This is a genomic window from Streptomyces sp. DSM 116795, from assembly GCF_055792905.1.
In genome coordinates, this window is record NZ_CM147707.1 from 7056063 (window position 1) to 7080703 (window position 24641).

The 24641-nt window shown below is 70.8% G+C and carries 27 protein-coding genes and 1 pseudogene; 8 read left to right on the forward strand and 20 right to left on the reverse strand.

All coding sequences use genetic code 11. The features are described from left to right. The first annotated feature begins 199 nt into the window (after positions 1 to 199). On the forward strand, positions 200 to 1012 hold the full coding sequence (locus ACSMXX_RS30490; protein ID WP_473181874.1) for a GntR family transcriptional regulator: 813 nt from the start codon (positions 200 to 202) through the stop codon (positions 1010 to 1012). On the opposite strand, the gene ACSMXX_RS30495 is transcribed toward ACSMXX_RS30490, so the two are convergent. Together ACSMXX_RS30495 and ACSMXX_RS30500 are read right to left on the reverse strand one after the other, a co-directional pair. Further along, complete coding sequence (locus ACSMXX_RS30495) at positions 999 to 2150, reverse strand: ROK family transcriptional regulator (protein WP_473181875.1); 1152 nt, start codon at positions 2148 to 2150, stop codon at positions 999 to 1001. The two genes, ACSMXX_RS30490 and ACSMXX_RS30495, sit on opposite strands and share 14 nt — an antisense overlap. Before the next feature lie 71 nt (positions 2151 to 2221). Then, positions 2222 to 2554, reverse strand: a pseudogene (locus tag ACSMXX_RS30500) (response regulator transcription factor); the annotation flags it as partial. Between the two features lie 7 nt (positions 2555 to 2561). Between ACSMXX_RS30500 and ACSMXX_RS30505 the strand changes: the two are divergent. Next, positions 2562 to 3002 carry a hypothetical protein gene (locus tag ACSMXX_RS30505; protein WP_473181876.1) on the forward strand — a complete coding sequence of 147 codons (441 nt, stop codon included), beginning with the start codon at positions 2562 to 2564 and terminating at the stop codon, positions 3000 to 3002. A 27-nt stretch (positions 3003 to 3029) separates the two neighbouring features. On the opposite strand, the gene mug is transcribed toward ACSMXX_RS30505, so the two are convergent. The 7 genes from mug to ACSMXX_RS30540 form a co-directional block, all read right to left on the reverse strand. Next, a complete protein-coding gene (mug, locus tag ACSMXX_RS30510) occupies positions 3030 to 3569 on the reverse strand; it encodes a G/U mismatch-specific DNA glycosylase (RefSeq protein ID WP_473181877.1) in 540 nt (179 codons plus the stop codon). A gap of 65 nt (positions 3570 to 3634) precedes the next feature. Further along, positions 3635 to 5065 (reverse strand): adenylosuccinate lyase, encoded by a 1431-nt coding sequence (purB, locus tag ACSMXX_RS30515; RefSeq protein ID WP_473181878.1) that lies wholly within the window; start codon positions 5063 to 5065, stop codon positions 3635 to 3637. Between the two features lie 33 nt (positions 5066 to 5098). Then, positions 5099 to 5971, reverse strand: a complete 873-nt coding sequence (locus tag ACSMXX_RS30520) for an SGNH/GDSL hydrolase family protein (RefSeq protein WP_473181879.1) — start codon at positions 5969 to 5971, stop codon at positions 5099 to 5101. A gap of 159 nt (positions 5972 to 6130) precedes the next feature. Beyond that, on the reverse strand, positions 6131 to 7159 hold the full coding sequence (locus ACSMXX_RS30525; protein WP_473181880.1) for a hemolysin family protein: 1029 nt from the start codon (positions 7157 to 7159) through the stop codon (positions 6131 to 6133). After that, positions 7156 to 8505, reverse strand: coding sequence for a hemolysin family protein (locus tag ACSMXX_RS30530; RefSeq protein ID WP_473181881.1), 1350 nt, complete (start codon positions 8503 to 8505; stop codon positions 7156 to 7158). The genes ACSMXX_RS30525 and ACSMXX_RS30530 overlap by 4 nt, the downstream gene beginning before the upstream one ends. A gap of 286 nt (positions 8506 to 8791) precedes the next feature. After that, the gene (locus tag ACSMXX_RS30535) at positions 8792 to 9214 is read right to left on the reverse strand and encodes a GNAT family N-acetyltransferase (RefSeq protein WP_473181882.1); all 423 of its coding nucleotides are present in this window, start codon (positions 9212 to 9214) and stop codon (positions 8792 to 8794) included. A gap of 78 nt (positions 9215 to 9292) precedes the next feature. Beyond that, positions 9293 to 9673 (reverse strand): hypothetical protein, encoded by a 381-nt coding sequence (locus tag ACSMXX_RS30540; protein WP_473181883.1) that lies wholly within the window; start codon positions 9671 to 9673, stop codon positions 9293 to 9295. Positions 9674 to 9876: 203 nt separating this feature from the next. On the opposite strand from ACSMXX_RS30540, the gene ACSMXX_RS30545 reads away from it, so the two are divergent. Then, on the forward strand, positions 9877 to 10122 hold the full coding sequence (locus ACSMXX_RS30545) for a toxin-antitoxin system HicB family antitoxin (RefSeq protein ID WP_473181884.1): 246 nt from the start codon (positions 9877 to 9879) through the stop codon (positions 10120 to 10122). Then, the gene (locus tag ACSMXX_RS30550; RefSeq protein ID WP_473181885.1) at positions 10119 to 10490 is read left to right on the forward strand and encodes a fic family toxin-antitoxin system, toxin component; all 372 of its coding nucleotides are present in this window, start codon (positions 10119 to 10121) and stop codon (positions 10488 to 10490) included. The genes ACSMXX_RS30545 and ACSMXX_RS30550 overlap by 4 nt, the downstream gene beginning before the upstream one ends. A gap of 70 nt (positions 10491 to 10560) precedes the next feature. Here ACSMXX_RS30550 and ACSMXX_RS30555 read toward each other — a convergent pair whose 3' ends face one another. The 4 genes from ACSMXX_RS30555 to bioB form a co-directional block, all read right to left on the reverse strand. Continuing rightward, positions 10561 to 11238, reverse strand: coding sequence for a class I SAM-dependent methyltransferase (locus tag ACSMXX_RS30555; protein WP_473181886.1), 678 nt, complete (start codon positions 11236 to 11238; stop codon positions 10561 to 10563). 195 nt (positions 11239 to 11433) lie between these two features. Continuing rightward, on the reverse strand, positions 11434 to 12132 hold the full coding sequence (gene bioD, locus ACSMXX_RS30560) for a dethiobiotin synthase (RefSeq protein ID WP_473181887.1): 699 nt from the start codon (positions 12130 to 12132) through the stop codon (positions 11434 to 11436). Between the two features lie 4 nt (positions 12133 to 12136). Then, the gene (locus ACSMXX_RS30565; RefSeq protein WP_473181888.1) at positions 12137 to 13462 is read right to left on the reverse strand and encodes an adenosylmethionine--8-amino-7-oxononanoate transaminase; all 1326 of its coding nucleotides are present in this window, start codon (positions 13460 to 13462) and stop codon (positions 12137 to 12139) included. Positions 13463 to 13478: 16 nt separating this feature from the next. Further along, positions 13479 to 14561, reverse strand: coding sequence for a biotin synthase BioB (bioB, locus tag ACSMXX_RS30570; protein ID WP_473181889.1), 1083 nt, complete (start codon positions 14559 to 14561; stop codon positions 13479 to 13481). A gap of 214 nt (positions 14562 to 14775) precedes the next feature. On the opposite strand from bioB, the gene ACSMXX_RS30575 reads away from it, so the two are divergent. After that, complete coding sequence (locus ACSMXX_RS30575; protein ID WP_473181890.1) at positions 14776 to 16011, forward strand: 8-amino-7-oxononanoate synthase; 1236 nt, start codon at positions 14776 to 14778, stop codon at positions 16009 to 16011. A 38-nt stretch (positions 16012 to 16049) separates the two neighbouring features. Here the strand turns inward: ACSMXX_RS30575 and ACSMXX_RS30580 are convergent, their stop codons facing one another. After that, a complete protein-coding gene (locus tag ACSMXX_RS30580; protein ID WP_473181891.1) occupies positions 16050 to 16364 on the reverse strand; it encodes a hypothetical protein in 315 nt (104 codons plus the stop codon). A gap of 6 nt (positions 16365 to 16370) precedes the next feature. After that, positions 16371 to 17012, reverse strand: coding sequence for an ATP-dependent Clp protease proteolytic subunit (locus ACSMXX_RS30585; RefSeq protein WP_473181892.1), 642 nt, complete (start codon positions 17010 to 17012; stop codon positions 16371 to 16373). A 75-nt stretch (positions 17013 to 17087) separates the two neighbouring features. Between ACSMXX_RS30585 and ACSMXX_RS30590 the strand changes: the two genes are divergently transcribed. Next, positions 17088 to 17390 carry a type II toxin-antitoxin system Phd/YefM family antitoxin gene (locus ACSMXX_RS30590; RefSeq protein ID WP_473181893.1) on the forward strand — a complete coding sequence of 101 codons (303 nt, stop codon included), beginning with the start codon at positions 17088 to 17090 and terminating at the stop codon, positions 17388 to 17390. 54 nt (positions 17391 to 17444) lie between these two features. On the opposite strand, the gene ACSMXX_RS30595 is transcribed toward ACSMXX_RS30590, so the two are convergent. Both ACSMXX_RS30595 and ACSMXX_RS30600 read right to left on the reverse strand, forming a co-directional pair. Then, positions 17445 to 18227 carry a M28 family peptidase gene (locus ACSMXX_RS30595; protein ID WP_473181894.1) on the reverse strand — a complete coding sequence of 261 codons (783 nt, stop codon included), beginning with the start codon at positions 18225 to 18227 and terminating at the stop codon, positions 17445 to 17447. Between the two features lie 404 nt (positions 18228 to 18631). Beyond that, on the reverse strand, positions 18632 to 19648 hold the full coding sequence (locus ACSMXX_RS30600) for an ABC transporter permease (RefSeq protein WP_473181895.1): 1017 nt from the start codon (positions 19646 to 19648) through the stop codon (positions 18632 to 18634). Between the two features lie 108 nt (positions 19649 to 19756). Between ACSMXX_RS30600 and ACSMXX_RS30605 the strand changes: the two genes are divergently transcribed. Both ACSMXX_RS30605 and ACSMXX_RS30610 read left to right on the forward strand, forming a co-directional pair. Then, positions 19757 to 20398 carry a TetR/AcrR family transcriptional regulator gene (locus tag ACSMXX_RS30605; RefSeq protein ID WP_473181896.1) on the forward strand — a complete coding sequence of 214 codons (642 nt, stop codon included), beginning with the start codon at positions 19757 to 19759 and terminating at the stop codon, positions 20396 to 20398. A 259-nt stretch (positions 20399 to 20657) separates the two neighbouring features. Further along, entirely contained in the window at positions 20658 to 22316 is a 1659-nt protein-coding gene (locus ACSMXX_RS30610) for an alpha/beta hydrolase (protein ID WP_473181897.1), read from the forward strand. Positions 22317 to 22452: 136 nt separating this feature from the next. Here ACSMXX_RS30610 and ACSMXX_RS30615 read toward each other — a convergent pair whose 3' ends face one another. From ACSMXX_RS30615 to ACSMXX_RS30625, 3 genes are all read right to left on the reverse strand, one after another. Further along, positions 22453 to 23184 carry a lysophospholipid acyltransferase family protein gene (locus ACSMXX_RS30615; RefSeq protein WP_473181898.1) on the reverse strand — a complete coding sequence of 244 codons (732 nt, stop codon included), beginning with the start codon at positions 23182 to 23184 and terminating at the stop codon, positions 22453 to 22455. A gap of 87 nt (positions 23185 to 23271) precedes the next feature. After that, positions 23272 to 23433 (reverse strand): hypothetical protein, encoded by a 162-nt coding sequence (locus ACSMXX_RS30620; RefSeq protein ID WP_473185056.1) that lies wholly within the window; start codon positions 23431 to 23433, stop codon positions 23272 to 23274. A gap of 110 nt (positions 23434 to 23543) precedes the next feature. Then, on the reverse strand, positions 23544 to 24494 hold the full coding sequence (locus ACSMXX_RS30625; protein WP_473181899.1) for a cytochrome c oxidase assembly protein: 951 nt from the start codon (positions 24492 to 24494) through the stop codon (positions 23544 to 23546). Positions 24495 to 24641 lie beyond the last annotated feature (147 nt).

Here is a 24641-nt window from a genome sequence, read left to right on the forward strand (position 1 = left end):
CTCCGCATCCTCCTCTGCTGAACGATGATCGATCATTGCAGCTCAGTGCGGTGGTGGCCAGATCTCACCCGTTTCAGATTGGTCTTGACCAACTCTTATGGCGGCCTTAAGGTCGGCCATACGCAAGGACCTTTAAAAAACAAGCACGTATAAAGCCTGTCCGGATCGCGGCAGGCTGACAGGGGAAGGCGGAGCCACAGTGGGGACCACACAGCTGGACACGGTGCCGGAGCCGAAGTACTGGCACCTGAAGACCGTGCTGTCGGACGCGCTGGACTCCGAGTTCGCGGTGGGCGAGATCCTGCCGAACGAGCGCGAACTGGCCGCACGCTTCGGCGTCGCCCGCGCCACCCTCCGGCAAGCCCTCGAGCAGCTCGAACTCGAAGGCAGGCTGCAGCGCAGGCGCGGCGTCGGCACCACCGTCGCACCACCCCGCTTCGGGGTGGACGTCGTCCAGGGCGAGCAGGGGTGGCCGGGCACCCCGGATGACGCCTGGCAGACCGGCGAGAGCGAGGAGAGCGCACCGCCCGCCGGTGTGGCCGCGCTGCTGGGCCAGGAGGGGGGCGAGCCGGTCCACTCCGTGCGCCGTACGCGCATGACGCACGGTCAGCCGGTGGCGACCGAAGTGCTCTACGTACCGCGCTCCTCGGTCCCCGCGCTGCCCGACGCGGAGCCGGGTGCCGGTGCCGCACGCGGCCGCGCCGTACTGCGGGAGCTGCAGCGCCTGGACCTTGAGGGCCAGGAGCGCACCGTGGAGCTCGGCTCCGTACGTGCCGACGACGCACGGCAGCTCGACCGGCTGCCCGGCGCTCCCGTGCTGGTCGTCACCACCTGCTACATCGCGCAGGGCACCACGGCCGCCGTCGGGGTCTCCACCTACCGTGCCGACACCTGCCGCCTCACCTTCGGCGACAGCAGGGTGCCCGAGCCCTTTATGACGGGCGCCGACGGGCCCGCCGCCGAACAGGCCCACCGCCGGCACCGCGCCGGCGCGCGTCTCAGCCGGCGTTGACGCTGAACAGCTCGCTCTCGACCTCGTCGAGAGCGAGCCGCAGTGCTCCGGTGGCCACCGCCGCCTCGCCCAGCACCGACAGTGCGACGCGCGGCGGCCGCAGACAGTAGCGCTGCAACTCGCCGCGCAGCGGCTGCAGTACGTCGTCCAGCCCGGATGCCCAGCCGCCGATCACGACCAGTTCGGGGTCGAGAGCGAGCACCAGCGCGGCGACGTCGTGCACCAGCCGCTGCACGAACCGTTCCACGGCCCGCTCCGCGCGCTCGTCGCCCGCGCGGGCGAGGGCGAAGACACGCGCCACGGCCGTCTCGTCCAGCGGATGAAGCGGCTCACCCGTGGTCGACAGCAGCCGCTCCGGAGTGGCCTCGCGGCCCAGCAGGTGCAGCGCGCCGATCTCCCCGGCGGCCCCGCCGAACCCGCGGTGCAGGCGGCCCCCGATCAGTGAGCCCGCGCCGGGGCTCAGCCCGACCAGCACCATGACGACGTCCTCGGCACCTTCCGCCGCCCCCTGCCAACGCTCCGCGACCACACCGGCGTTGGCGTCGTTCTCGACCAGCACCGGGCAGTTGAACGCCTCGCGCAGCTGCTCGCCGAGCGGCAGCCCCGTCCATCCCGGCAGTGCCGTGCTCAGGCGTACGGTGCCGTCGGCATCGACGATTCCCGGTGTGCCCACGCCCACAGCCCGCAGCGACTCGCAGCCCACCCCGCTCGCGTCGAGGAGTTCGGCCACAGTGCTGTGTGCCTGATCCAGACGCTCCTCCGCGTCGGCATCCTCGTCGACGTCGTGGGTGACCGTACCCGTGAACCCGCCCGTCAGATCGGCCAGTACGGCGGCGGTGCGGTGCGATCCGATCTCGACGCCGAGCGCGTGCCCGGCCTCCGCGCGGAAGCGGAAACGGCGCGCCGGACGTCCGCGCCGCGCGGCGTGCTCCGTGCCGCCGGGGCTCTCCTCGGCCAGACCCGCTTCGACAAGGCCTTCGACGACGCCCTCGACGGTGGGACGGGAGAGCTCCGTGGCCTGCGCGAGGTCGGTCAGCGTCAGCGGGGCGCGGCCGAACTCCGAGCGCAGTACGCGCAGCACGGCGGTCGAGTTGATCCGTCGCAGCAGAGAAGGATCTCTGCCGGAGAGCCGCGCCAAGTCCGCCTCCCTGCCTGAGCCCAGGTCCGGATCGTATCGGGTACCGGTTGTTACCGCGAGTAGAGGGGTCCTCACCCGGGGGCTGCGAAGCCTGACTCGTACGCCACGGTCAACGCCTGTGTGCGAGCACGGGCTTCGAGCTTCGAAAGCAGCGAACTCACATGTGACTTGACCGTCTCGGTGCCCAGCAGCAGCCGCTGCGCGATCTCCGTGTTCCTCAGCCCGCCGGCGACCAGCCGCAGGACCTCTTCCTCCCGGCCGGTCAACGCCGCACGCTCCAGCACTTCGCGCGCCCGCGGATTGCCGTGCGCCGCGGCCGGTTCGCGCAGCGCGGCCGGAAACAGCAGGGAGTCGCCCTCGGCGGCCGGCCGTGCGTACTCGGATGTCGGCCGTTGGCGGTTTACTGGGACGATGAGCGACCTCGCCCAACACCTCGCCACGATCGACCTGTTACGCGCCAGGGACTTCCCCGCCCAGCGCGGCAGGGAGGCCGGTGTGGTCAGCGGCCCGGGCTACCACCTGGCGGAGCTGTCCACGAGCGAGGGGTTCTGGGAGGACGACGGCACGGCGCGGCTCGCCGCGGAGGATCAGTACGGGGCGGAGTGCGGGGCGTTGAGCATGCTGCTCACCCGGCGATGGGGCGAGCCGCAGGTCGTCAGCCTGTACGGCGTCCTGCTGCGGAGCACCGAGGGCGAGGAGATGACCGAGCCCTGGGAAGGGCTGAGCGGCAGCGTCCCCTATGTGGAGCTGTGGCGGGCGGACGGCCGCTGGATAGCCGTGGGCGTCTCGCAGCAGGGCCACGAGCTGCCCTTTCAGCTGATCGCCGCGGTCACCGTCAACGACCCGCCTTAGCGCCCGCGTTGGAGTCGCCTCGCCTCTCTAGCGCCCGCGCCGCGGTCCGGTGCCGGCAGCCCTCGCCGCCGGTCCCGGCCCGGGTGCGGCCGCCTCCCGCAGCCGGGAGTACTCCTCAGCCATCGCCTGCGGCGTCCAGTGGGCGTTGAGGCCGCTGGGGTTGGGCAGCACCCACACACGCGCCCCGCCGATCAGCCGTTCCTGCGGGCCGATCCGGGCCGCACGCTCGCCGAAGGCTGTGCGGTAGGCCGTGACACCCACCACGGCCAGCCACAGCGGCCGCAGCCCCGCCACCTTCTCCGCAAGCTGCCTGCCGCCCTCCCGGTACTCCCTGTCGCTCAGCTCGTCGGCCCGTGCGCTGGCCCGCTGTACGACGTTGGTGATGCCGAGCCCGTACGTGAGCAACTCGCGTTCCTCGTCCGGCCGGAGCCGGCGCGGCGTGAAGCCCGAGACGTGCAGCACGGGCCAGAACCGGTTGCCCGGCCGGGCGAAGTGATGCCCGGTCGCCGCCGACATCAGGCCCGGGTTGATACCGCAGAAGAGCACCCTCAGTCCCTCTGCGGTCACGTCCGGGACGAGTCTGCCGCGGGCGGCCTCCAGCTCCTCCCGACTGAAGCGGGGAGCGCGCCGCGTCAGAGGATCGCTCCCGGCGTGTAGGCGGCGGCCTCCGGGTGCTCCTTGGTGACCTTCTCGATACGGGCGACCACCGCGCCCACCTGGCCGGCCGCCGCGCCGGTGAAGGCGAGCCGGTCCTCCATCAGTGCGCCCAGCTCTTCGCGTCCGAGGGGGATCCGCTCATCGGCGGCGAGCCGGTCCAGCAGCTCGTTGCGTTCCGCACCGGCGCGCAGCGCCAGCGCCGAGGCCACGGCGTGCTCCTTGATGACCTCGTGTGCGCTCTCCCTGCCGACGCCGGCCCGTACGGACGCCATGAGTACCTTCGTCGTGGCCAGGAAGGGGAGGTAGCGGTCCAGTTCGCGTTCCACGACGGCGGGGAAGGTGCCGAACTCCTCGAGCACCGTCAGGAACGTCTCCATCAGCCCGTCGAAGGCGAAGAAGGCGTCGGGCAGGGCCACGCGCCGCACGACGGAGCAGGAGACGTCGCCCTCGTTCCACTGGTCGCCGGCGAGCTCGCCCGTCATCGAGGCATAACCGCGCAGGACGACCATCAGGCCGTTGACGCGCTCGCAGGAGCGGGTGTTCATCTTGTGCGGCATCGCAGAGGAACCGACCTGCCCCTCCTTGAAGCCCTCGGTCACGAGCTCCTGTCCGGCCATCAGCCTGATGGTCTTTGCCAGCGACGAGGGCGCGGCGGCGAGCTGCACCAGCGCGGTGAGGGCGTCGTGGTCGAGGGAGCGCGGATATACCTGGCCGACGGAGGTGAGGGCGTGGGAGAAGCCGAGATGGGAGGCGACCCTGCGCTCGAGTTCGGCGAGCTTCTCCTCGTCGCCGCCGAGGAGGTCCAGCATGTCCTGCGAGGTGCCGACGGGGCCCTTGATGCCGCGCAGCGGGTATCGGGCGAGCAGTTCCGTCAACCGTCCGTAGGCGGCGAGGAGTTCGTCGGCGGCGGTCGCGAAACGCTTGCCGAGAGTCGTGGCCTGCGCGGCGACGTTGTGCGAGCGTCCCGCGATGACCAGTCCGGCGTGCTCACCGGCGAGCCGGCCCAGCCGCGCCAGCAGCGCGACCGTGCGGTCCCGGGCGACCTCCAGGGAGCGCCGGATCTGCAGCTGCTCGACGTTCTCTGTCAGGTCGCGGGAGGTCATGCCCTTGTGCACGTGCTCGTGCCCGGCCAGCGCGTTGAACTCCTCGATGCGGGCCTTCACATCGTGGCGGGTGACCCGCTCGCGCTCGGCGATGGAGGCCAGGTCGACGTCTCCGAGTACGCGCTCGTAGCCGGCGACCGCCTGCTCCGGAACGCCGACGCCCAGGTCGCGCTGGGCGCGCAGCACCGCGAGCCACAGCCGCCGCTCCAGCACCACCTTCTCTTCCGGGGACCACAGACGGGCCAGCTGTGCGGACGCGTAGCGGGAGGCGAGGACGTCGGGGATGCGGGGCTTGTCAGTCACATCACCCGATTCTACGGGGTGGCGTACCGGCCTCTACGGGGTGTCCTCGCAGGCCAGCGCGGTCAGCTCCGGGCGCTTGGGCGCCCGTCCGTCTCCGCTGGAGCGGCCCGTCAGACGCCGTCCTATCCAAGGCACCAGGTGTTCGCGCGTGAAGCGCACATCGGCACGGCGCCGTGCGAGCCAGGACGGTGCGGGGGACGGCGGCACCGGTGCGCGCCAGTCCGAGACCGCGGGATGCCCGAGCCGCTGGCACACCGCCTCGGCCACCCGCCGGTGGCCCTCGGCGGTCAGATGGAGCCGGTCGACGTCCCACAGCCGCGGATCGGCCAGCGGCGCACCGGTGTACAGGTCTACGACCGTCGCGCCGTACCGGTCCGCCAACTCGTCAATGAATGCGAACAGTTGCTCCATGCGGCCCCTGCAGCGCTCCAGTCCGGGACCGTTGCGTCCGGGGCTGTGCATCAGGACCAGCTGCCCGCAGCTCGGGGCCAGCTTCCCCACGCACTCCTCAAGCACGCCGCACACCCGGCCCATGTCGCAACGGGGGCGCAGTGTGTCGTTGAGCCCGCCGACGAGCGTCACCAGGTCGGCGTTCATCGCCGCGGCGGTGTCCACCTGCTCTGCCGCGATCTGCCCGATGAGCTTGCCGCGCACCGCGAGGTTCGCGTACCGGAAGCCTTCCTCGGCGTCCGGCGGCGTCGGCCCGGCGGAGCGCGGGGGAGTGTCCTCGGCGAGGGCGGCGAGACGCGCGGCGAGCAGGTCGGCCCAGCCGCGGTAGCTGCCGTCCGGGAGACGGTCGGACATGCCTTCGGTGAAGGAGTCGCCGAGGGCGACGAAGCTGCGGACGACGGGGGTTTCCGAAGGCCCGGCGGGGCCGTCGGGCGCCACGGACCCGGCCTTCCTCACGGATGCGGCTGTCCTTGCGGCCCCGGCCGTCGTGGCCGATGCGGCTGCTGCGGCTGTCTTTGAGGAGTCCTGCGTGCTGCTCACGGCCGACCATCGTATCCGGCTGCTCCGGGCGACCGTCAGTTGCTCCTCTCAGCTCGGCTCAGGTCGGCCCGGTGATCACCGCTGCTCGTCGTCCCGGCTGCGGTGCACCAGCTCGCGCAGCACGTCCTCCATCGTGACCACGCCCGCCGTACGCCCGTCGTCCCCCATCACCGCCGCGAGGTGCGTACTGCTGGAGCGCATCGCTCCCAGCACGTCGTCCAGCGGCATCGACGCACGGACGCGCGCGATCGGGCGCATCGCCGTCGCCGGGAAGGCCGCGTCTCGCGGGAGTGCGTCCAGCGCGTCCTTGACGTGCAGATAGCCCAGGGCGCGTCCTTTGCTGTCGACGACGGGGAACCGGGAGTAGCCCGAACTTGCCGAGAGCTGCTCCAGCTCCTCCGGAGTCACGCCCAGACGTGCGGCGACCACCTGCTCGGTCGGCTTCGCGATCTCGCCGACGGGCCGCCGGCCGAGTTCCAGCGCGTCACGCAGGCGCTCCGTGGAGCGGTCGTCGAGCAGCCCCGCCTCGCTGGAGTCGGCGACCATCTGCGCCAGTTCGTCGTCGGAGAACGTCGAGACGACCTCGCCCCTCGGCTCCACGCGCAGCAGCTTCAGCAAGCTGTTGGCGAAGGCGTTCACGGTGAAGATCACCGGCCGCAGCGCGCGGGACAGCCCGACGAGCGGCGGCCCCAGCAGCAGCGCCGCACGCTCCGGGTCGGCCAGCGCGATGTTCTTCGGCACCATCTCGCCCAGCAGCATGTGCGCGTACGTGGCAACGGACAGCGCGATGACGAAGGAGATGATGCGGGCCAGGCCGTCGCCCACGCCCAGCGTGTGGAAGAGAGGCTCCAGAAGATGCTCGATGGCAGGCTCCGCGACGACACCGAGCACCAGCGTGCACAGTGTGATGCCGAGCTGCGCCGCTGCCATCAGCGCGGAGACGTTCTCCAGGCCCCACAGGACGCTGCGCGCTCGCCTGTCGCCCTGCTCGGCGCGGGGCTCGATCTGTGCGCGGCGTACGGAGATCAGCGCGAACTCGCTGCCCACGAAGAAGGCGTTGGCGACGAGCGTGAGCAGCCCGATGAACAGCTGGATCGCGGTCAACGCTTCTCCTCCCCGGCGGCTTCGTCGTCCTCTTCGGGTTCCGGGGGAGCGGTGAGCTGTGCGCGTGCGGCGCGGCGCCCGTGTGCGTCCACCACCTCGATGTGCCAGCCGGCGACGTCCAGGGCGTCACCCCGCTCGGGAATCCGCCCGAGCTCGGTGGCGATCAGCCCCGCGAGCGTCTCGTACGGGCCTTCCGGGGCGTGCATGCCGATGGCTTCGAGCTGGTCGGTGCGGGTGGCGCCGTCCGCGTCGAAGACGCGCCGTCCGTCCGGATCGTGGCCGGCGGGGGCGAGGTCCGGCGGCTCCTGAGGGTCGTGCTCGTCGCGCACCTCGCCCACGACCTCCTCGATGATGTCCTCGAGGGTGACCACGCCGGCCGTGCCGCCGTACTCGTCGATGACGACGGCGATGCTGCGCTCCCCGCCGGGCATGCGGTCCAGCAGGCGGTCCACGGTCAGCGACTCCGGTACGAGCAGCGGTTCCCTCATCAGCTCCGTCACCGGATAGCGCGGGCGCTCCTCGGCGGGCACGGCCAGCACGTCCTTGATCCGCACGATGCCGACGACGGTGTCCAGTCCGCCGCGGACCACCGGAAAGCGGGAGAGCCCCGTGGCCCGGGTCGCGTTGGCGACGTCCTCGGCGTTCGCCTGCACATCCAGGGAAGTGACCTGCACCCGGGGGGTCATGACGTTCTCCGCGGTGAGCTCCGCGAGGTGCAGCGTCCTCACGAACAGGTCGGCGGTGTCGGGCTCCAGCGCGCCCTCCTTCGCCGAGTGCCGGGCGAGTGCGGCCAGTTCGCGCGGTGAGCGGGCGGAGTCCAGCTCCTCGGTCGGCTCCAGGCCCATCATCGTCATTATCCGGTTGGCCGTGTTGTTCAGATGCCGGATGAGGGGACGGAAGACCGCCGAGAAGACACGCTGCGGTGTGGCGACGGCCTTGGCGATGGGCAGCGGCCGGGAGATCGCCCAGTTCTTCGGTACGAGTTCCCCGACCACCATGAGGACGAGAGTGGAGAGGCCCGTACCGATGACGAGCGCCGCCGACGGCGCCGCCGAGGGCGGCACACCCGCCGCCCGCAACGGGCCCGCGATCAGCTTGGCGATCGACGGCTCGGCGAGCATGCCGACGACGAGGTTGGTGACCGTGATCCCGAGCTGCGCCCCGGACAACTGGAAGGTCAGCGACCGCACCGCTTCCATGGCACTCTGCGCGCCCCGCTCGCCGCGCTGCACCGCACGCTCCAGATCGGCGCGCTCGACCGTCGTCAGCGAGAACTCGGCGGCGACGAACGCTCCGCAGGCCAGGGCGAGGAGCAGCGCCACCAGGAGGAAGAGCACCTCGGTCACCGTGCCGCCTCCGCTGCCGGCGGGAAGGCGCGGCGGGATGCGGTGTACGGGGCGCACGGGGCGGGGCGGGGCTGAGGCTGAGCGGTCACGACGTGCCGGTCACGGTGCTGTCTGCTGTTGGGAGAATCGCCCATGGGCGGACTCTCACACCTTTCGGTCGGGCTGCCCCGGTGGTGTGCGGGGATCGCGGAACGTCACTGGCCAGAGGTTCGCAAATGACGGCGGTCGTTCATCGTAGACGGACGGTGCCGACGGCGAGTTCCCCGGGCATCGCATCGGTATGCGCTCAGACCAGGTGCTTGACCCACCGGCTCCACTGCGGCTCGGTGCCGTAGCCGGCAGCGGTCCATGCGGAGTGCGCCGGGATGTTGCGGTCGAGCACCATCGCATCGGCCCGCCGGCCGCCGAGTGCGGCGAAACGCTGCTCGGCCGCCTGCAGCAGCGCGGTGGCCACGCCCTGCCGGCGCTGCCGAGGGCACACGGCCAGCCGGTAGAGGTGGCAGCGCCAACCGTCGAAACCGGCAATCACCGTCCCGGCCAGCCTTCCGTCGCGCTCCGCGAGCAGCAGGGCCTGCGGATCCCGGGCGATCAGGGCCGCCACACCGTTCTGGTCATCGCTGATGCTGGTGCCTTCGGCGGCGTGCTTCCAGAACCCCAGAACGCTGTCGAGGTCGTCGTCCGTCGCCGCGCGTATCACGAGATCACTCATTCCGGCAGCTGAGCACCCGCCCGTCAGGGACGGCGAAGGGTTTTCACCATCCGGACTCGGGTCACGAGGCGCTTGCGCTCAGCCCCGTATTCGCAGTGCCGGTATGAGCAGGAGAGCCAGCACGGCCAGATTCGCCACGGTCCCGAACGGCAGGTACCACAGCCCGAGCACGGCGACGACCGCCACCGCACGCCAGGCAGCCGCCGCACCTGCGGCCAGAACGGCCCCCGAGGTGAGATACGCCGCCGCATACCCGACGAACACCCACTTGACCAGCAGCGACCTGGGGTCGAGCCCGATGCCCGAGATCAGGCTCGCCCAGGGGCCCAGCTGCCCGGCGTGCGTGCCGCTGTCCGGTGTCACGTAGTCACCCGTGATCAGGGCGTGGAGCCCGTCGAAGAGCATCCAGCCGCCCGTTACCGCCACAAGCGCGGACGCGGCCCATGCCGTCCAGTGCACGGTTCTTCCCCCATCCCCTTGCGCAGGTCCGCGGAATTCCCCCGGCGGTCCCCGACGCACAGAACCCTAGAGCCGGGCACTGACAACGGCCGGTGCCCGCGGAAGCGTCAGCGAAGCGCCCCTGGAATGCCCGCGACAGTCCACGCCGAAGGTCCCGCGCACTCGTCTGGCCGTTGCTAGCGAATCAGTGCTAGCGTGGAGGTGTGTCGAAGACTCAGCTGAACGTCCGCGTGGACGAAGCGACCGCACAGACAGCGCGTGACCGCGCCACCGAGCGGGGGATGAGCATGAACCGCTACATCGAGGAGCTCGTCGAGCGGGACGCGGGCGAGGCAGGCCAGACCTTCGTCGAGGCGGCGTCGGACTTCATGAAGAACTACGAGTCGGTCTTCGCGGAGGAGTTCCCCGAACCGGGGCGGCGCGAGAGCGAGGGCCTTCCGCGTACGTGACTCTCCGCATCGACCTCGCCTGGCTTCTGATGGTCGCGGAGGCGAAGGCCCCCGGCGACCCGCGCGTCACCGACTACGGTGCTCTCGTCGCCGCCGTCAGCAGGCACGAAGCAACCATATTCGAACGTCCCGTCTACGCGGAGCCGCACGACCGTGCCGCGGCACTGCTGCAGTTGCTGCTCCACGTCCCCGCGCTGGAGCGCGGCAACGCCCTCTTCGCTTCCGCCGTCGCCTACGGCTATCTCGTCGCCAGCGGCCTGCGGGTCAGCGCCTCGCCGGAGAAGATCCGCGATCTGGCCTGGCTGGTCAAGGACGGCTCAGCGGGCGTACGCGACATCGCCCTCGAGCTGCGCTCCTGGACGTACTGAACCGCTGGACGAACCGAACCGCTCGATGCAATGAATCCGCTGCCTTGCCGGGGCGTACCGGCCCGGCTGTTCAGGGGCGGCGCGCACTGCCCAGCACGTGGAACGAGGCCGGCAGCGCCGGTCCGTTCTCCGGTACCTGCAGCCGGCGGAATGAGACGTCCGTGAAACCGGCGGCTGCGATCTCCCCGACCGGGTCCCGGCCGGTGTGGCAGCCGCCGAAGAGCAGAGGCCACACCGTGCCGTCCAGAACACGCTGGAAACGCATCATCCCCCGCCGTCCCTCGGCGCGGCCGTGCTCGTAGAAGCGCAGCTCACCGCCGGGCCGCAGCACGCGCCGCACCTCGCTCAGGGCGCTGGAGACATCCGGCAGCGAGCACAGAACCAGCGAGCAGACCGCGGCGTCGCAGGAGTCGTCCGCGGCGGGCAGCGCCTGCGCCGTGCCGGCCACGACATGCACCGGAACGCGCACCTCGGGTCCGCGGGCCGATTCGGTGGCCGACCGGCGCAGACGGGGCTCGGGCTCGACGGCGATCACCCGGGAGACGCCCGCCGGATACCGGGCGAAGTTGAGGCCGTTGCCGGCTCCCACCTCGATCACGCTGCCCGTGAGTCCTGTCAGCAACTCCTGCCTGTGTGCCCGCACTCCGGCCCCTGCGTCGGCCGATACGCTCAGCCGCTCGTAGAAGCGCGCGAACAGCGGGTGTCGTACGGGGCTTCCGCCTGCCGGTTGCGCGTTCCGTGCGGCCATGAACGATTCCTCCCGTCGGGGCCCGCCCACTCCGGGCGGAAAGGGCAGGACGTCCCGATTCTGCCCGTTCGCACGGTCGGTGGGGAGAGGAGACGGGAAGGAGGAGACAAGGGCCGAACACCAGAAGAGCCGGCGTATCGACAGGAGCAGGGGGGCAGGCGTAGCGACAGGAGGAACGAGGGGCCCGAGCGAGGGTCAGCACTCCGGCCGGCAGCCGCCCAGCGTCGTGGAGAGCCAACCCGGCGCCGCCGCGCGGAAGTCGGCGGCGGCCATGGCTCCCGCTCCCGCGGGCAGCACGCCGAGCAGAGCGCTGCCGGCGGCCGCCGGCAGGTCCTCCACGTTGCAGCGCGCCGCCAGCCCGGGCTCGGCGGGGAAGCTTCCGATCACCACGCCCCGTATCCGCAGACCGCGTGCGCACAGCGCCTCCGCAGTCAGAGCGGTCGCGTTGAGCGTGCCCAGCCCGGCCGCGGCGACCACCACCACGTCGGCGTCCAGCAGCCGTGCCGCGTCCGCCAGCGTCGCCCCCGCCTCGTCGTACCGTACGAGGAGCCCGCCCGCGCCCTCGACCAGTACCAGATCGTGAACGGTGGCCAGCCGGTGCGCCGCCTCCGCCACCTGCTCCGGCCCGACGGACGGGAGCCCCGCCCGGCGCGCGGCGGTCGCGGGCGCCAACGGCTCCGGGTAGCGGGCGAGTTCGGCGCCGGTGACTTCCCCGCCCGCCAGCTGCCGCACCCGCTCCACGTCGCCGGGCTCACCGTCGGCCAGGCCCGTCTGGGCCGGCTTGAGTACTGCCACCGAGCGGCCGCGTGCCAGAGCAGCCGCGGCGATCGCGGCCGTGGCGACCGTCTTGCCGACCTCGGTGTCCGTCCCGGTGACGACGGTGATGCCCCGCACCGGTTCAGCCCTCCGCCGCTGCGGCACGCATCGCCGCGCAGATCGCCGCGACGTCCTCGTCGCCGGTGACGTACGGAGGCATCGTGTAGACCATGTCGCGGAACGGCCGCAGCCACACTCCATGGCGAGCTGCCGCCCGTGTCGCTTCGGCCATGCCGGCCTCGTGGTCGAGCTGGAGCACACCGATCGCGCCGAGCACCCGTACCCCGGTCACACCGGGCAGCTCCTCGGCACCGGCCAGGCCGGTGCGCAGCCCGTCCTCCACGCGGCGCACCTCGGCCGCCCAGTCCCCGTCCAGGAGCAGTCCGACGGACGCGTCCGCGACGGCGGCCGCCAGCGGATTGCCCATGAACGTGGGGCCGTGCGCCAGCACCGGAACCTCGCCCTGCGAGATTCCGCCGGCGACCCGCTGCGTGCACAGGGCCGCCGCGAGCGTGAGGTAACCGCCGGTGAGGGCCTTGCCCACGCACATCACGTCCGGCGTGACGCCGGCGTGTTCCGCGGCGAACAGGGTCCCGGTGCGCCCGAAACCCGTGGCGATCTCGTCCAGCACCAGCAGCACGTCGTGCTCGTCGCACGCCTCCCTCAACGCCCGTACGTAGGCGGGGGAGTGGAAGCGCATGCCGCCCGCCCCCTGGACGACGGGTTCCACGATCACCGCGGCCAGCTCGTCCGCGTGCCGCCCGACCGTCTCGCGCAGGTGACGCACGTAGGCCTCGTCCGGAGCGGCGCCGAAACCGTCGGGTGGCGCGTCCGCGAAGACCTGCCTCGGCAGAACACCGGACCACAGTTCGTGCATGCCGCCCTCGGGATCGCACACCGACATGGGCTGCCAGGTGTCCCCGTGGTATCCGCCGCGCCATGTCATCAGCCGCCGCTTGGCGCCGCGCCCCTGCGAACGCCAGTACTGCAGGCACATCTTGACGGCGACCTCGACCGAGACGGACCCGGAGTCCGCGAGGAAGACGTGCTCGAGTCCCGCCGGGGTGATCTCGACGAGGCGCTTCGCCAGCCGCACGGCCGGCTCGTGCGTCAGCCCTCCGAACATCACGTGGCTCATGCGCTCCAGCTGCGCACGTGCCGCCTCATTGAGCACAGGGTGGTTGTAGCCGTGCACGGCTGACCACCAGGAGGACATCCCGTCCACCAGCTCGCGCCGCCCGCAGAACTCCTCGGCCAGGCGCAGACGGACCCCGGATGCGGACTCGACGACCAGCGGCTCCGTGCGGCCGGGCATCGGCCCGTACGGATGCCATACGTGCCGCCGGTCCAGGTCGAGCAACTCGCGGGTGCTCAGAGGGCTTCGCGCAGCGTGGGAGTCGTGACCCATGGGGGAGCGGGCGTCCTCAGGCATTGGGCGGCAGCGCGGTGCCGGCCCCGCGCCGGCGCACGGCGACCAGATCACCGGCGCGCTGCCCGGGGTGCTCGCGGTGCTCCGGCAGGGTCGTGGTGTCCGTGCCCTCCACCTCGAACCCCGCGTCCGCGATCATGTCGAGGTCGGACTGACCTGCCTGTCCCTCGCTGGTGAGGTAGTCGCCGAGGAAGATGGAGTTGGCCAGGTGCAGCGCGAGCGGCTGCATCGTCCGCAGATGCACCTCGCGTCCGGCCGCCAGCCGCACCTCGGCGTCGGGGTGGACGAACCGCACCATCGCCAGGATGCGCAGCGCCCGCTGGGGCGTGAGGTTCCACTGGCCGGCCAGCGGTGTCCCGTCGAACGGGATGAGGAAGTTGACCGGCACGGAGTCCGGGTCCAGCTCGCGCAGCGCGAAGGCCACGTCCACCAGGTCCTCGTCACGCTCGCCCATGCCCGCGATCAGCCCGGAACAGGCCGAAAGGCCGGCGCCCTGCGCCTGACGCACCGTCTCCTGCCGGTCGGCGAAGTCGTGCGTCGTGCAGATGTCGCCGTAAGTCTCCTCGGAGGTGTTGAGGTTGTGGTTGTAGGCGTCGGCACCGGCCTCCTGCAGGCGGGTCGCCTGGCCCTCGGAGAGCAGCCCCAGGCACGCGCACACCTCGACGTCCTCGTGCTGGTCCTTGATGGCGGAAATGGTCTGCGAGACGCGGTCGATGTCGCGGTCGGTGGGCCCGCGGCCGCTGGCGACCAGGCAGACGCGCTTCGCACCCCCCTTGAGACCGGCCTCTGCGGCGGAGGCGGCCTCGTCGGGCTTCAGCCAGGTGTACTTGAGGATCTCGGCCTTCGAACCGAGACGCTGTGAGCAGTACGAGCAATCCTCAGGACACAGCCCGGACTTGAGGTTGACGAGATAGTTCAGCTTCACCCTCCGCCCGAACCAGTGGCGGCGCACCTTCCCGGCAGCGGCCACAACATCGAGCAGTTCGTCGTCGGAGGTCTCCAAAACAGCGAGGGCCTCGTCGCGGGTCGGCAGTTCCCGGCGGAGGCCCTTGTCCGCCAGCGTGTTCAGCAGGTCCATGGTGGTGATCCTTGCCGATTTCCCCGCTCAAGGCCAAGGAGAGAACTCACAACACCGCCCCGGGGCGGTGTGTGTATCGCCACACCGCGGCCCGGCGGCCGAGGGACTACGGTCTATGGACTGCCGACAAAAAGCACTGCCGCGTTCCCGTCCCCCGCCGCGTACCTGCCCGCCGGTCCGGCGCATGCGGACGGAGACACGAGGAGGAACACCCATGCCCGATGAGCCCCCTGCCGCCGCCACCGGCTCGTCAGGCGTGTCCGCTTCCGGCGCGGAGCTTGCGCCGCCGCCGTTGCCGGCCGGCGAAAGCGATCCGTTCTCCTGGACGGGCCGGGCCCGCCGGCTCCGGCAACGCGCCGGGCTCGTACGTGAGCTCCGGCCCCGTCCGGCCGACTCCGGCGCACTGGACCTGGCCGGCAACGACTACCTCGGCCTGGCCCGCCACCCCGAGGTGACCGGTGCAGCCGCGGAGGCGGCACGCCGCTGGGGAGCGGGCTCGACGGGCTCGCGCCTGGTCACCGGATCCACCGCCCTGCACGCCGAACTCGAAACGGAACTCGCGGAGTTCTGCGGATTCGAGGCGGCGCTCGTCTTCTCTTCCGGGTACGCCGCGAACCTCGCAGCGCTCACCGCGCTCACCCCGCGCGGCAGCCTGCTCGTCTCCGACGCCGGCAATCACGCCTCCCTCATCGACGGCTGCCGCCTCTCCCGTGCCGAGACCGTCGTCGTCCCGCACGCGGATCCCGACGCGGTGCACAAGGCGCTCGACGGGCACGAAGGGCCCGCGCTGACCGTCACCGACGCCGTCTTCTCCGTCGACGGCGACGCGGCACCGCTGCCCGCACTCGCCGAGGTCTGCCGCGCGCACGGCGCCGCGCTGGCCGTCGACGACGCACACGGCCTCGGGGTGCTCGGCGAGGGAGGCCGCGGAGCCCTGCATGCCGCCGGCCTCGCCGGCACCGCCGGTACGGTCGCGACCGTCACCCTCTCCAAGTCCCTCGGCAGCCAGGGCGGTGCGGTGCTCGGACCAGCACACGTCATCGCCCATCTCGTCGACACCGCCCGCACGTTCATCTTCGACACAGGCCTGGCACCCGCGGCAGCCGCGGCGGCACTGACCGCGCTCCGCGTCCTGCGTCGCGAGCCCGGGCGCTCAGTCCGCGTGCGCTCCGCCGCCGCCTTCCTGCACGACAGGCTGACGGCCGCCGGGCTGCGCGCGGGCCGCCCGGACGCCGCCGTGATCTCCGTACGGGCACCCACCCCCGAAGACGCCGTCCGCTGGGCGGCGGCGTGCCGCGCCGACGGGCTCCAAGTGGGCTGCTTCCGGCCGCCCTCGGTGCCGGACGGCATCTCGCGGCTGCGTCTGACGGCCCGCGCGGACCTGGACGAGGAACAGCTCGACTCGGCGGCCTCCACGATCGCCCGGAACGCACCGGCCGGGGCCCGCTGAGCAGACCGGCACACGGCCTTCGGCCCCTGAGGGCGCCTTCAGCCCGCCTTCGATCCGTCGGGTGGGAGCGTCACGAGCGAGGCGCGCCGTTCACCGTCCAGTACCCGCAGGGCGGTTGCCAGCGTCGGACCGTGCAGTTCGCTCTCGCCCCGCTCGTGCATCAGCGTCAGCGCGTCGCGCAGTGCGGTGGCCTTGCCCACCAGTGCCTGAGCCGCGCGCAGTCCGCCGTAGGTGTGCTCGCCCCGTGCCGGGTTGATGCGCCCCAGCACGTCGAGCACCTCCAGATACGCGTCGACGACCTGGCACTCGGCACGGGTCAGGGCCGGCAGCGGCGGCAGTTCGGGCGGCAGCACGGCGCCTCACCCCTCGGAACGGTGGCCGGCGGCGCCGCCCTTGCGGCCTGCGGTGAGCCGGTCGACCAGCCCGTAGGCGACGGCCTCCTGGGCATCGAAGATCTTGTCCCGCTCCAGATCGGCGCGGATCGTCTCCAAGGGCCGGCCGGTGTGCTCTGCGTACATCTCCTCCAGCAGCTCCCGTGTGCGCAGCAGTTCCCTCGCCTGGATGGCCAGATCGTCGGCCTGTCCATGCACGGGTTCGGCGAACGCGGGCTGGTGGATGACGATGCGCGCACCCGGAAGTGCCAGCCGCTTGCCGGGAGTTCCGGCGGCCAGCAGCACCGACGCGGACGAGGCCGCCTGCCCCAGACAGACCGTCTCGATGTCGCAGCTGACATAGCGCATCGTGTCGTAGACCGCGGACATCGCCGTGAAGGATCCACCGGGGGAGTTGATGTAGAGCGAGATGTCTTGCTCCGGCGCCGCCGCCTCCAGGTGGATGAGCTGGGCCATGACGTCGTTCGCCGCGGTGTCGTCGATCTGTGTGCCCAGGAAGATGATCCGTTCGTCGAGGAGCTTGGAGTACGGATCGAGCGTGCGGGTGCCGCTGCTGGTGCGCTCGGTCAGCTCCGGCAGGACGTAGCGGGCTGACGGCCGTTCGGGCATCACGTCACCTCTCCCTCGGTCGGGGTCGTCGAACGTCAAAAATGTACAGGACGTACATGACGTTATGCTGGGAGCATGACGTACGAGATTCCGGTGACGCAAGCACGTGCGGCCCTCGCCGACCTGATCAACCGTGTGGTCTACGGCGGCGAACGTGTGGTGGTCACGCGGCACGGCAAGCCGCTGGTGGCGCTCGTATCGGCTGCTGACCTGGAGAAACTGGAAGAGCTGGACGCGGCGGCGGAGGACGGTGTGATCAGCACCGTCTCGACGGTGCGAGACGTGCCTTCCGCCGAAGGCGAACGTCAGCGCTTCGGCATCGCCGCAGAGCACCGCGGCCCGGCCGCCGGTAACAGGCGGCCGGGCCGGGGGAGTTGAGCCTCAGCGCACGGAAGCGGCGCGCGGCTCACACGGGTGAGACGTGGCGGGGCGTCAGGAGCTGAGCTCCCAGACGGCGTGGGCGATGGCGTCGCTGTTCACGTCGAGCGCCTTCTCGTTGATGTTCGAGACGTCGTCGCACTCCGAGTGGTAGCACTTGTCGTACGGCTCGCCCGCCTGGCCGTCCCACTGCTTGGCCTGCTCCTCGGTCATGGTCTCCCCGGCGCCGGTGAAGGTGCCGCCGACGGTCACTCCCGCAGCAGCGAACGAGGCGTGGTCACTTCGTCCGCCGACCTCGGATGACGTCTCCGTCGTGATGTCCTTGGACTTGAAATAGTCCGTGAAGACCTTCTGCACGGCCGCGTCGTCGTCGTAGACGAAGTAGCCCGCGTTGGGGGAGCCGATCATGTCGAAGTTCAGGTAGGCGTTGATCTTCTTCACGTCGTCCTGGGCGAGGCTGTCGACGTAGTGCTGCGAGCCGACGAGGCCTTGCTCCTCTGCGCCCCACCAGGCGAAGCGCAGATGCTTCTTCGGCTCCAGCTTCTCCTCGGAGACGGCGAGAGCGGTCTCGAGTACTCCGGCGGAGCCCGAGCCGTTGTCGTTGATGCCGGCGCCTTCGCTGACCGAGTCCAGATGGGAGCCGACCATCACCGTGTCGTCGGCGGACCCGCCTCCGGGCCAGTCGGCGATGAGGTTGTATCCGGTCGCGCCGCCGCCGTCGAACTCCTGGACCTTGGTCTTGAATCCGGCGTCGTCGAGCTTCTTCTTCATGAAGTCGATGGACGCCTTGAATCCGGGCTCGCCGTGCGCGCGGTTGCCTCCGTTGGCCTCTGCCACTGACTGAAGCTCTTTGAGGTCCTTCTGGACGGCGTCCACGGAGATGTCGGGTGCGGCTGCTTGCTCCGGCTTGGCCGCCTGAGCTGCACCTGCCCCGATAAGACTTGCCGCCAGCGCGGTGCTCGCGGAGGCGACTATGAGAATACGACGCTTCTCTTTGCGGATCACAGGGACTCCGATGCTGTGTGGGGGGTTCGAAGTTACTGCTGGGTCGTGCGTCCAGACGAGAATCGTCCGCGGGCACGTACGGCGTCAAGAGCGTTTACCGGACGGGGGGTTGCGGCATACGGAGAGTTGCGACCGGAGTCATGGCGTACGGATGAAGTGAAAGCCCGGAAGCCGTACGCCGCCCGTCCCTCCAACAGGTGGCGTACGGCCCGTACTTGAGACCGCGGTCCGGCAGGTCAGGTCGCCGGCACCCGAGTCCGCGGCTGTTCCTCGCCGGCGGCCGGCGGCCCCGTCGGCCGGCGCAGCCCGCCGATCGTCACCAGCGTGAGGCCGGCCACGGCCCACACGGTCAGCACCAGGACGGGGGAGTCCACGGCCCGTCCGTCGAAGAAGCCGACGGAGCGCAGCAGCGTTCCGCCCGCGCCCGGCGGCAGCCACTGTCCCGCTGCTCCGAAGGGCTCGGGCAGCATCTCCGGCGCGGAGGTGACTCCTGAGAAGGGATTCCCGAGCAGCACCATCACCATCGCCCCCAATCCGATGCCCCCCGGTCCCAGCAGGGTGCCGAGACCGGCCACGCTCGCGCTCACCGCGAGTGAGATCAGTCCGAACGAGGCGGACTCCGCCCACCAGTTGCCGGTGAGCACGGTCAGCCAGCTGTGTGTGAGCGCGGCCGCCACCGCACCGACGAGTGCCGCTGCGCCCACCAGTGCGGCGATGGCTCGAGTGCCGCGCAGCCCGAGCGTGACGACCAGGGCGCCCGCCGCGACCCCGCCGATCGCCATCGGCAGCACGCTCGAACTCAGCGCCGCACCCCGGGGATCGGCCGGGGGCGCGGACACCACATCCGTGGAAGGCGCGGCGTCGCCGGCTGCTGACCGGCCGGCCACTGCCTGCTCCAGGGCCTGGGCGACCACCGGGCTCGCGGCGCTAGCCGTCAGTGCCCGCGGTCCCTCAGGCGTCGCGACGACTGCTCCGTATATCTCCCGCTGCTCGATGGCGTCGCGCGCGGCTGCCTCGTCGCCGTACCGGTGGATCTCGAAAGCCTCCCCGCCCCGGCCGAGCTTCTGCTCGACGGACGCGGCGGCGGCAGGCGGCCCTGCGACGCCCACCGGAAGATCACGCGGCGCCGTCCGTGCCGCGGGCCAGGCGAAGGCCCACAGTGCGAAGGCGACGATCAGTGGGACGAGCAGAAGGACGGCGGCGAGCGCACGGGAGCGTGGAACCGGCGTGCGGTGGGGCGAGGAACCGGACATTCGGTGGCCCTCCGGTGAGAGAGAAGGATCGTTCGTTTTTCTGACGCCCACCGTCGCGCCTCTGCCTGAGGTTGTCAAGAATGAATGTTCGTTTTAGTCTTTTAGGTCATGGCCCGCGTTTCCCAGGAGCACCTCGACGCCCGAAGGCGCCAGATCCTCGACGGCGCCCGCCGTTGCTTCACACGCAACGGATTCCATGCCACGTCGATGCAGGACGTGCTCAAGGAAGCGGGCCTGTCCGCCGGAGCCGTCTACCGCTACTTCCGCAGCAAGGAGGAGATCGTCGCAGCGGTCGCGGCCGAGACGCTGGAGAGCGTCCGCGAGTCCTACGCCGCAGTCGCCGCCGCGGATCCGCCGCCCACCCCGGACGAGCTGTTCGGCTCGGTCCTCGCCCGGCTGCGCAAGTCGCTGGGGGACTCCGACGACCAGCGGGCGCTTCCGCAGATGCTGGTGCAGGTGTGGGGGGAGACGCTGCGCAATCCCGAAGTGGCGCGGGTTCTCGCGGACGGATATCAGCGGCTGCGCGGGCAGTGGGTCGCGCTGGTCGAGGAGTACCAGGCGCGCGGCTGGGTGGACCCCGGGGCGGATCCCGACCACGTCGCGCGCACCCTCATCGGCACGGTGCAGGGGTACTTCGTGCAGCAGGCGCTCTTCGGCGGGTTGGACCCGGACGGATTCGAGGAAGGGCTGCGCGCGTTGGTCGCCATGAACGTGCCGGAACGGCGCGAGCGCGGCAAGCCGTCCGGGTGACGCCGTCCAACACCGCGCCGGCGCAGCAGTTCTGACGATGCGACTCGCGTACTTGCGGGGAACCGGGAGGTGCCGGTTACCCGAATGGCAGCGCTGCTGAGGCGTGCACCGGCCGGCGCCGGTAGATTCACGACTTGATAAAGATCGCCTGCGCACCCTGTCCCCTGTGTGCCGCGGGCAGGTAGGGATCGACGTTAACCGTGATCAACGATCACGGTCTGCCTCCAGCGGCCAGCCACCCCAAGGGGGACCACCCCACGTGAACATACGCAACGCAAGCATCGCCGCCGTCGGCGCAGCCGCGCTCACGGTTGGCTTCTTCGTAGTCCCCCCGGCGTCCGCGGACGCCCGCAGCGGCCAGGCCGAGCCTGGCGGTGGTGCCGAGGCCCGTGGCGTGAAGATCGCAGCGGCCCGCGCGGCCAAGGAGGGCGTCGACTGGAAGGACTGCCCCAAGGACTGGGGTGTCGAGAAGCCCGTCCAGTGCGGGTTCGTGACCGTCCCCGTCGACTACTCCGACCCCGGCGGACGAACCATCAAGATCGCCGTCGACCGGGCCGAGTCCACCGGCGCCGAGAAGGACCACCAGGGTTCGCTCCTCTACAACCCGGGCGGGCCGGGAGGTTCGGGGCTGTCCTTCCCCGGGCGCATCACCAAGAACACCTCCTCCGTCTGGAAGAAGGCCGCGAAGGCCTACGACTTCGTCGGCTTCGATCCCCGCGGTGTCGGACAATCCTCACCGATCTCCTGCATGGACCCCCAGGAGTACGTCAAGGCTCCGAAGCAGGACCCGGTGCCCGGCGACGAAGCGGACAAGAGGGCCCAGCGCAAGCTGGCCGAGGAGTACGCCCAGGGCTGCAAGGAGCGCAGCGACGGCCTGCTGCCTCACATGACGACGCCCAACACCGCCCGCGACCTCGACGTCATCCGTGCCGCTCTCGGCGAGAAGAAGCTGAACTACCTCGGGGTGTCCTACGGGACCTACCTCGGGTCCGTCTACGGCACCCTGTTCCCGGCGCATGTGCGCCGCATGGTTCTCGACAGCGTCGTCAACCCCTCCCGAGACCAGATCTGGTACAAGAACAACCTCGACCAGGACGTCGCCTTCCAGGGCCGCTGGGAGGACTGGACGAAGTGGGTCGCCGAGCACGATGAGACCTACGGCATCGGCGACACGGCCGCGAAGGTCGACGAGCAGTGGACGAAGCTGCGGGCCGAGGCCGCGAAGAAGCCCATCGGCGGAGTCGTCGGACCGGCCGAGCTGCTGGCCTTCTTCCAGAACGCCCCGTACTACGACCAGGCGTGGCCACAGGTAGCCAAGGCCTGGTCCGACCACCGCAAGGGGAACGAGAAGGCCCTTGTCGAAGCCGCCGGTCCCGACCTGTCCGACAAGGCCGGCAACAAGGCGTCCGAGAACGGCAACGCCGTCTACACCGCCGTGGAGTGCACCGACGCCAAGTGGCCCACCAGCTGGGACAAGTGGGACAGCGACAGCACGCGGCTGCACGAGAAGCACCCGTTCCTCACCTGGTCCAACACCTGGCTCAACCTGCCCTGCGCCACCTGGCCCGTGAAGCAGCAGGAGCCGGTCGAGGTGGGTTCCGGGGAAGGGCTCCCGCCCGTCCTGATCACCCAGTCCGAGCGGGACGCGGCCACCCCGTACGGCGGTGCTCTGGAGGTGCACAAGCGCCTCAAGGGCTCGCGTCTGATCACCGAGCGGGACGCCGGCTCGCACGGAATCACCGACATCAGGAACCCCTGCATCAACAAGCGTGTCGACACCTACCTCCTTGAGGGAACGGTCGGCGAGAAGGACCTGACCTGCGCTCCGCACTCCGCGCCGGTCCCGCAGATCGTCCCCAGCCTGAGCGTGCCGGACGCCAAGGCCAACGCCGCACGGCTGCAGGGGCCGCCGCGCTGAGCTGAGGGCGCAGAGCCCACCGCGCAATGCACGAGGGGACGGCGGGACATTCCGGCCGTCCCCTTCGTCGCGTCCACTCTGCGGGGTGCGAGCCCCCCGCTGTACCGGCCGCCGCTTCCTCCGCCGCCCCGCCGGCTCAGCTCTTCCCGCGCTCCTCGCTGCGCCCCCGTGTACGGGCCTGCTGCCGCTCCTGCGCCTGAAGGGCCTTCGCCTCCGGCGCGTACATGTCGACGTACTCCTGGCCGGACAGCTGAAGGATCTCGTGGATGATCTCGTCCGTGACGGCCCGCAGCACCGCGCGCTCGCCCTCCATTCCCGCGTAACGGGAGAAGTCCAGAGGCTTGCCGAAGCGGATCGTCACGCGCCCGAACCGGGGCATCTTCCGCCCCGGAGGCTGCAGTTCGAAGGTGCCGACCATCGCGCAGGGAATCACCCTCACCCCCGCCTGGAGAGCCATGGCCGCGACGCCCACCCTGCCCTTGTAGAGCCGCCCGTCGTGGGAACGGGTGCCCTCGGGATAGATGCCGAGCAGCTCGTCCTTGCGGAGAACGCCCAGGCCCTCGTCGATGGCGGCCTGGCCGGCCCCCTTCCCCGAGCGGTCCACCGGGATCTGGCCCACGCTGCGGAAGAACGCGGCCGTCAGACGGCCCTTCAGGCCCGGCCCGGTGAAGTACTCGGACTTCGCAAGGAAGGTGATGCGCCGTCGCAGGATCGCCGGCATCAGGAAGTGGTCCGACACGGAGAGATGGTTGCCGGCCACGATGGCCGCCCCGTCGTCCGGGATGTTCTCCAGTCCTTCGATCCGCGGACGGAAGTACAGGCGCAACAGGGGCCCCAGCAACACGTACTTGAACAAGTTGTAGAACACGCTACGGCCTTCCCCCATGCGTTCCGGTGAGATCGCAGAGTAGCTCCCTCCCCGGCGCCCGGGGGAGGGGGCCCACCGCCGACGGACTCAGTTCCGCTGTGTGGAGACGGCTCCCAGCGTGACCAGTACCAGCACGACCCACGCGAACCACAGCCACCCGCTGCTCCCCAAGGTCACCGTGTAGGCCGTCACGAGCACCAGTGCCGACACCGTACCGACGGTCATCGCCTTCGCAGAGCCAGGCATCACTGCACCCCTCCTCCCGGGATCCGGCCGGTGACGGGGATTCCCGTACAAAAGGGACCGGATCCGACTCCCATGGTCGCTCGCCGGAGGGCGGTGGCGCTACTGCCTGGAGGTCACTGCTGACGGGCCTGGAGGGATGCCAGGTAGGCGTTGTAGGCGGCCAGCTCCTTGTCGCCGTCACGGTCGGCCATCCTGTCCCTGCGGCGCGCCTCGCGCTCCTCCGACCTGTGCCACTGGAAGACCAGCGCGAGGAGCACCAGCACTGAGGGGATCTCGCTGAACGCCCAGGCGATGCCGCCCGCGGCCGTCTGGTCCGACAACGCCGTCACCTGCAGCGACGCCGACGGGTGCGCGTACGTGGTGATCATCGGCTCCGAGGCCATCATCAGTGCGATGCCGAAGAAGGCGTGGAAGGGCATCCCGGCGAACAGCTCCAGCATCCGCATCAGGTAGCCGGGCCGGTACGGACCCGGGTCGACGCCCATGATCGGCCAGAAGAAGACCAGCCCGACCATCAGGAAGTGCACCATCATCAACAAATGCCCGGCGGTCGACCCCATCAGGAAATCGAAGAGCGGCGTGAAGTACAGCCCGTAGAGACTCGCGATGAACAGCGGGATCGTGAAGCCGGGATGGGTGAGGACTCGCAGCACGCGGCTGTGCAGCACCGCCACCAGCAGCTCCCGTGGGCCCTTGCGACCGCGCCCCGCCGACGGCAGCGCACGCAGCGTCAGCGTCACCGGCGCTCCCAGCAGCAGCAGGATCGGCGACAGCATGCTGATGATCATGTGCTGGACCATGTGGACGCTGAAGAGCACCATCCCGTACTCGTTCAGCGCCGTGCACATGGTCACGGCGACACTGAGCACACCCAGCACCCACGCGACGGTACGTGGCAGCGGCCATGCGTCGCCGCGCCTGCGGAGCCGCACCACGGCGGCGGCGTACAGCGCCAGCGCCAGCAGGCAGCCCACCAGGAAGAACGGCTCCCCGGTGAACTCCAGACCGCGGCCGAGTGTGAACGGCGGCAGATCCATCGTCATGCCGTGCCCGCCGTGGTCCATCTGCGCTCTCTCCTGACTTGGGCGTTCTGCCCGACAAGCGTATTCGCCCGCCTCCGGGCCGCCGCCCCCGGGGACCTCGCTCCCCGCCCGGGCATGAAACACCCCGCCTCCGGTACGGCGACCGGGGCGGGGGAGGAGGAGCGTTCA